Source organism: Klebsiella sp. 28 (genome assembly GCF_018223905.1).
Taxonomy (GTDB): domain Bacteria; phylum Pseudomonadota; class Gammaproteobacteria; order Enterobacterales; family Enterobacteriaceae; genus Klebsiella; species Klebsiella pneumoniae.
On record NZ_JAGRQY010000163.1, the window covers coordinates 1 to 6,494 of the forward strand.

A 6,494-nucleotide genomic window follows, 5' to 3' on the forward strand; every position below is an offset into this window, starting at 1 on the left:
CGCCTGACATGCAAAACGCGCTGCGTCTGAACGACGAGATCAGGCAGTTTACCGACAGCATGGTGATGGGGCTGGCGGACTGGGAAACGCTCCCTTACGACAGCTTCTCGCCGCATCAGGACATCATCTCCTCCCGTCTTGCCACCCTTTACCAGTTACCCACCATGCAGCGCGTTTTGCATGTCAGGCGCCACCAGCACCACCGGGCCGCTGTGGCGTTCGGCCATCTCCGCCACCAGGGTGGCGCAGGCTGCGCCGGTCAACTCGCCAAGCTGGCGCTGATCGCCGGCTTTGACCGGCAATGAGTATCGATATTGTTCAGGCATAGACGGTTTCATGATCTCTTAGGGATTCGCTCTGCCGATATGGAGGGCAACTCGCTGATATTCAATAGTGAGATTATCCGCGATTGGTCTGGATTCGCCAACCCGAATTGCCATCGCGTATTGGGTGAAGAAAGGTCAGCGCTGTCGATAAGCGTAAAGATAAATAAGTAAGTACTTATCTATCCGTTTGTATTTACTTGGTTTTTAGGATTATTGCTAATAAAGTCGTCATGTATCAGTCGTTTACGCTGCCTCTAATCGCTTATATACTCGGGCATCGGCTATCAGCAACCAGATGGATGACATGTACCAACCTGCCGCACTCTTTATCGGCCTACGCTATATGCGCGGGCGCGCAGCCGACCGCTTCGGTCGTTTCGTCTCCTGGCTCTCAACTATCGGTATTACGCTTGGCGTAATGGCGCTGGTGACAGTCCTGTCGGTGATGAACGGCTTTGAACGCGAGCTGCAAAACAACATCCTGGGGCTGATGCCACAGGCCATTCTTAGCGCCAAACAGGGTTCGGTGAACCCTCAGCAACTGCCGGAGCGCGAAGCGAAACTTAATGGGGTAACCCGCGTAGCGCCGATCACCACCGGCGACGTGGTGCTGCAGAGTGCGCGCAGCGTGGCGGTCGGGGTTATGTTGGGCATTGATCCGGCGCAGAACGATCCCCTGACTCCATACCTGGTGAACGTCAAACAGAGCGATCTGCAGGCGGGCAAATATAACGTTATTCTCGGCGAGCAGCTGGCGGGCCAGCTGGGGGTTAATCGCGGCGATAAAATTCGCGTGATGGTTCCTTCCGCGAGTCAGTTTACGCCGATGGGCCGCGTGCCGAGCCAGCGTCTGTTCACGGTCATCGGCACCTTCGCCGCCAACAGCGAAGTCGATGGCTATCAGATGCTGACCAACATCGACGACGCCTCCCGTCTGATGCGCTATCCGCTGGGGAATATCACCGGCTGGCGCCTGTGGCTGGATAAACCGCTGCAGGTCGACACCCTGAGTCAGCAGACGCTGCCGCCGGGAACTCAGTGGCAGGACTGGCGCGAGCGCAAGGGCGAACTGTTCCAGGCGGTGCGCATGGAGAAAAATATGATGGGCTTGCTGCTGAGCCTGATCGTCGCCGTCGCGGCCTTCAACATTATTACCTCGCTGGGGATGATGGTGATGGAGAAGCAGGGCGAAGTGGCGATCCTGCAGACCCAGGGGCTGACGCCGCGGCAGATTATGGCCGTCTTTATGGTGCAGGGGGCCAGCGCCGGGATCGTCGGCGCGCTGCTGGGAGCGGTGCTTGGCGCCCTGTTGGCCAGCCAGCTGAATAATTTAATGCCGATCATCGGCGCCTTCCTTGACGGCGCGGCGCTGCCGGTGGCGATTGAGCCGCTGCAGGTCATTGTTATCGCCCTGGTGGCGATGGTGCTGGCCCTGTTGTCTACGTTGTACCCTTCCTGGCGCGCTGCCGCCACCCAACCCGCTGAGGCTTTACGTTATGAATAAGATCCTGCTGCAATGCGACAACCTGTGCAAACGCTATCAGGAAGGCAATGTGCAAACCGATGTCCTGCACAATGTCAGCTTCAGCATTGGTGAAGGCGAGATGATGGCTATCGTCGGCACCTCCGGCTCTGGCAAAAGTACGCTGCTGCATCTGCTCGGCGGCCTGGATACGCCCACCTCTGGCGACGTGATTTTCTCCGGTCAGCCGATGAGCAAGCTATCCACCGCCGCGCGCGCCGACCTGCGTAACCGCGAGCTGGGCTTTATCTATCAGTTCCACCATCTGCTGCCGGACTTTAGCGCACTGGAAAACGTGGCGATGCCGCTGCTGATTGGCAAAAAGAAGCCGGCGGATATTGAACGCCAGGCGAAAGCGATGCTGCAGGCGGTCGGGCTTGAACACCGCAGCCATCACCGTCCGTCGGAGCTCTCCGGCGGCGAGCGCCAGCGGGTGGCGATTGCCCGCGCGCTGGTGAATAAACCGCGGCTGGTGCTGGCGGACGAGCCAACCGGTAACCTCGACGCTCGCAACGCCGACAGCATCTTCCAGCTGCTGGGCGAACTGAACGTCGCGCAGCGCACCGCGTTTCTGGTGGTGACCCACGACCTGCAGCTGGCGAAGCGCATGAGCCGCCAGCTGGAGATGCGCGATGGCCGTCTGACCGCCGACCTGACCCTGATGGGGGCCGAGTAATGGCGTCTCCGTTATCGTTACTGATTGCATTGCGTTTCAGCCGCGGCCGGCGGCGCGGCGGCATGGTGTCGCTGATCTCGGTGATCTCCACCATCGGCATTGCGCTGGGGGTGGCTGTGCTGATCGTCGGCCTCAGCGCGATGAACGGCTTTGAGCGCGAGCTGAATAACCGCGTGCTGGCGGTGGTACCGCACGGCGAAATCGAACCCGTGAATCAGCCGTGGAATAACTGGCAGGAAGCGCTGGCGAAGGTGCAGAAGGTGAAGGGGATTGTCGCGGCAGCGCCCTATATTAACTTCACCGGCCTGGTGGAAAGCGGCAGCAATATGCGCGCCATCCAGGTGAAAGGCGTCGACCCGCAGCAGGAGAGCCAGCTCAGCGCGCTGCCTACCTTTGTGCAGAATAACGCGTGGGCCGGATTCAAGGCTGGCGAACAGCAGGTGATTCTGGGTAAAGGGGTCGCCGATGCCCTGCACGTGAAGCAGGGGGACTGGGTGTCGATCATGATCCCTAATGCCGACGCCGACCATCAGCTGCTGCAGCCAAAACGCGTCAGGCTGCATGTGACCGGAATTTTACAGCTGAGCGGCCAGCTCGATCATAGTTTTGCCATGATCCCGATGCAGGATGCGCAGCAGTATCTGGAGATGGGCAGCAGCGTGACCGGCATCGCCATCAAGGTCACCGACGTTTTCCATGCTAACAAGCTGGTACGCGACGCCGGCGAGGTGACCAATAGCTACGTCTACATCAAGAGCTGGATCGGCACCTATGGCTATATGTATCGCGACATCCAGATGATCCGCGCCATTATGTACCTGGCGATGGTGCTGGTGATCGGCGTGGCCTGCTTTAACATCGTCTCGACGCTGGTGATGGCGGTCAAAGACAAAAGCGGCGATATTGCGGTGCTGCGCACGCTTGGCGCAAAAGACGGCTTAATTCGCGCGATTTTCGTGTGGTATGGTTTATTAGCCGGATCGGTAGGCAGCCTGTTTGGGGTGGTGATCGGCGTGATCTGCGCGTTGAACCTGACGTCGATCATCAACGGCATCGAATACCTGATTGGGCATAAATTCCTCTCCGGCGACATCTATTTTATTGACTTCCTGCCGTCAGAATTGCACTGGCTGGACGTCTTTTATGTGCTGGTGACAGCACTGTTGCTGAGTTTGCTGGCCAGCTGGTATCCCGCCCGCCGCGCCAGCCGCATCGACCCGGCGAGGGTGCTGAGTGGCCAGTAATTTATCGTCATCGTCGGCCTGGCTGACGACACAAGAGGAATTGCTGAAATGTATTATGGATTTGACATTGGCGGCAGCAAGATAGCGCTGGGCGTATTTAATCAGGAGCGGCGACTGCAGTGGGAAAAACGCGTCGCTACGCCGAAAAGTAGTTATGAGGATTTTCTCCAGGCGGTAGAGGCGCTGGTCCGCGAGGCCGATGAGCGCTTCGACCAGCAGGGTTCGGTCGGGATCGGTATTCCGGGAATGCCGGAAACGGCGGACGGCACGCTGTATGCCGCTAACGTGCCAGCCGCCAGCGGCCGGCCGCTGCGCGCTGACCTCAGCGCGCGGTTGGGGCGCGATGTGCGTCTCGATAATGACGCCAACTGTTTCGCGCTGTCGGAAGCGTGGGACGATGAGTTTACGCAATACCCGCTGGTGATGGGATTGATCCTCGGCACCGGCGTGGGCGGCGGCCTGGTGTTGAACGGTAAATCGATTACCGGACATAGCTATATCACCGGCGAGTTCGGTCATATTCGCCTGCCGGTGGATGCCCTGGAGGTGGTTGGGCGCGATTTTCCGCTGCTGCGCTGCGGCTGCGGCCAGCTGGGCTGTATTGAAAATTATCTCTCCGGTCGCGGTTTCGCCTGGCTGTACGAACATTTTTATCAGCAACCGCTCTCCTCGCCGGAGATTGTGGCGCAGTGGCAGCAGCACGATCCGCGCGCGCAGGCGCACGTTGAGCGCTATCTCGATCTGCTGGCGGTGTGTCTGGGGAATATACTGACCATTGTCGACCCGGATTTGCTGGTGCTCGGCGGTGGATTATCTAACTTTACGGCCATTAGCGAAGGGCTGGCGCAACGATTGCCGCGCCATCTTCTGCCGGTCGCCAGGGTTCCGCGCATTGAGCGCGCGCGCCACGGCGATGCCGGGGGAATGCGCGGTGCGGCCTTCCTTCACCTGACCCATTAATCACAGAGGTAGCTATGCAGTCGCGCCGTTTACATCGATTGAGCCGTTTTCGTCGCAATAAACGTCGGTTGCGTGACCGTCTGCGTCAGCGGATTTTCTTTAGGGAGGACAGGATGAAGCCTGAAGCAATGGCAAAACCGAGAGTGGTGGTGTTAACCGGCGCGGGCATCTCGGCAGAGTCGGGGATCAAAACCTTCCGCGCGGCCGATGGCCTGTGGGAAGAGCATCGGGTGGAAGATGTGGCGACGCCGGAAGGCTTCGCCCGCGATCCGGCGCTGGTGCAGGCGTTCTACAACGCCCGTCGTCGTCAGCTGCAGAGTCCGGAAATCGCGCCGAACGCGGCGCATCTGGCGCTGGCGCGTCTGGAGGATCTGCTGGGCGACCATTTTCTGCTGGTCACCCAGAATATTGATAATCTGCACGAGCGCGCCGGCAACCGCCGGGTGATCCATATGCACGGCGAGCTGCTAAAGGTGCGCTGTTCGTGGAGCGGCCAGGTGCTGGAGTGGACCGGGGACGTCACCGCCGAGGACAAGTGCCACTGCTGCCAGTTTCCGGCGGCGCTGCGTCCGCACGTGGTCTGGTTTGGCGAAATGCCGCTGGGGATGGATGAGATCTACAGCGCGCTGGCCGACGCAGATATTTTTATCGCCATCGGCACCTCCGGCCATGTCTATCCGGCGGCTGGCTTTGTGCACGAGGCGCGACTGCACGGCGCCCATACCGTTGAACTGAACCTGGAGCCCAGCCAGGTGGGCAGCGAGTTTGCCGAGAAGCACTACGGGCTGGCAAGCGAAGTGGTGCCTGCCTTTATCGATAAGCTGCTGCAGGAAAACGCGCTGTAAACTGAAGCCGCCTGCCGGTAGCCAGGGCGCAGCCCACGGCCGCCGGCAGCGCTGCTGACAAGGATGTCACGTCATGACAGGAGTCAGACCATGCATAATCCGCTGGTTATCGAAGCGATCATGTTGATCGCGGCCATTATCGTTGGCGTCTGGAGCCAGCGCGCTTTACCGCTACATGTCGATAGCCGACCGATCCTCTTCCTGCTATGTCTGTTCCTCGGCACTGGCAGCGCGTTGTGCCTGCTGCTGGATATCTTAGCTCTGCTGTTGACCGGTCAGGTCGCGACGGGCGGTGTGCGAATATACGGTCCGTTGCTGCTGCTGGTGGTGCTGTGGAAACCTCTCAACTGGGTTGTCGGCATCATTGAAGATTTTGTGCAGCGGCGAGCCGAAAAAGGGAAGGGCAAAGGCCAGCACGACGGCGGTCAACGCTGATCGTTTTCCGCTGCGCCACGCACGCTATCGCCCGGCCCGAAGTCGGGCGATAAGCTCTCTGAGTAATGATCTTCCGGTCATGAGTTTGTCTTTTCCTTTCTGAACCATTTCCCACTCTATTTTGTGCGTGACCGCTGATTTCTGTACGTTTTTTTGTGCAGACCGGCAAATGTAGACCAGATTCAATAGGCGCCCGCACGATCGCGCCGCGCCCCTCGATTCCGCCGGACGTCTGTAAAGGAGACCCCGCCATGCCGTCACCGATGATTTATCAGGATCTCACCACTGCCGCGCTGCTCGGTCATGCGGCGCAGTATCACAGCGAGACCGAGATTGTCTCGGTGAGTACTGGCGGTGAGAAGGAGCGCAGCTGCTGGGGGGAGGTGGCCAGCCGTGCTCAGCGGCTGGCATCGGCGCTGGCGTCGCTGGGGCTGCCGCCGGGCGCCCGCTGCGCCACGCTGGCATGGAACAACCGCCGCCATCTGG

The 6,494-nt window shown here is 59.7% G+C and carries 8 protein-coding genes and 1 pseudogene; all 9 read left to right on the forward strand.

What is annotated here, in order from left to right:
- The coding region (locus KHQ28_RS23380; RefSeq protein ID WP_211777698.1) for a hypothetical protein at positions 1 to 305 on the forward strand (305 nt) is incomplete at its 5' end.
- Between the two features lie 60 nt (positions 306 to 365).
- On the forward strand, positions 366 to 497 hold the full coding sequence (locus KHQ28_RS23385; protein ID WP_004140630.1) for a hypothetical protein: 132 nt from the start codon (positions 366 to 368) through the stop codon (positions 495 to 497).
- A 133-nt stretch (positions 498 to 630) separates the two neighbouring features.
- Positions 631 to 1,830 carry a lipoprotein-releasing ABC transporter permease subunit LolC gene (gene lolC, locus KHQ28_RS23390; RefSeq protein ID WP_004176566.1) on the forward strand — a complete coding sequence of 400 codons (1,200 nt, stop codon included), beginning with the start codon at positions 631 to 633 and terminating at the stop codon, positions 1,828 to 1,830.
- Positions 1,823 to 2,524 carry a lipoprotein-releasing ABC transporter ATP-binding protein LolD gene (lolD, locus tag KHQ28_RS23395; protein WP_002900798.1) on the forward strand — a complete coding sequence of 234 codons (702 nt, stop codon included), beginning with the start codon at positions 1,823 to 1,825 and terminating at the stop codon, positions 2,522 to 2,524. Before lolC ends, lolD begins: the two co-directional genes overlap by 8 nt.
- Entirely contained in the window at positions 2,524 to 3,768 is a 1,245-nt protein-coding gene (lolE, locus tag KHQ28_RS23400; RefSeq protein ID WP_002900801.1) for a lipoprotein-releasing ABC transporter permease subunit LolE, read from the forward strand. Before lolD ends, lolE begins: the two co-directional genes overlap by 1 nt.
- Before the next feature lie 48 nt (positions 3,769 to 3,816).
- Positions 3,817 to 4,728, forward strand: coding sequence for an N-acetylglucosamine kinase (gene nagK, locus KHQ28_RS23405; protein ID WP_004140619.1), 912 nt, complete (start codon positions 3,817 to 3,819; stop codon positions 4,726 to 4,728).
- Positions 4,729 to 4,742: 14 nt separating this feature from the next.
- The gene (gene cobB, locus KHQ28_RS23410) at positions 4,743 to 5,573 is read left to right on the forward strand and encodes a Sir2 family NAD+-dependent deacetylase (protein ID WP_004176563.1); all 831 of its coding nucleotides are present in this window, start codon (positions 4,743 to 4,745) and stop codon (positions 5,571 to 5,573) included.
- Positions 5,574 to 5,663: 90 nt separating this feature from the next.
- The gene (locus KHQ28_RS23415; RefSeq protein ID WP_015958187.1) at positions 5,664 to 6,008 is read left to right on the forward strand and encodes a hypothetical protein; all 345 of its coding nucleotides are present in this window, start codon (positions 5,664 to 5,666) and stop codon (positions 6,006 to 6,008) included.
- Positions 6,009 to 6,259: 251 nt separating this feature from the next.
- Positions 6,260 to 6,494: pseudogene (locus KHQ28_RS23420) on the forward strand (long-chain fatty acid--CoA ligase); the annotation flags it as partial.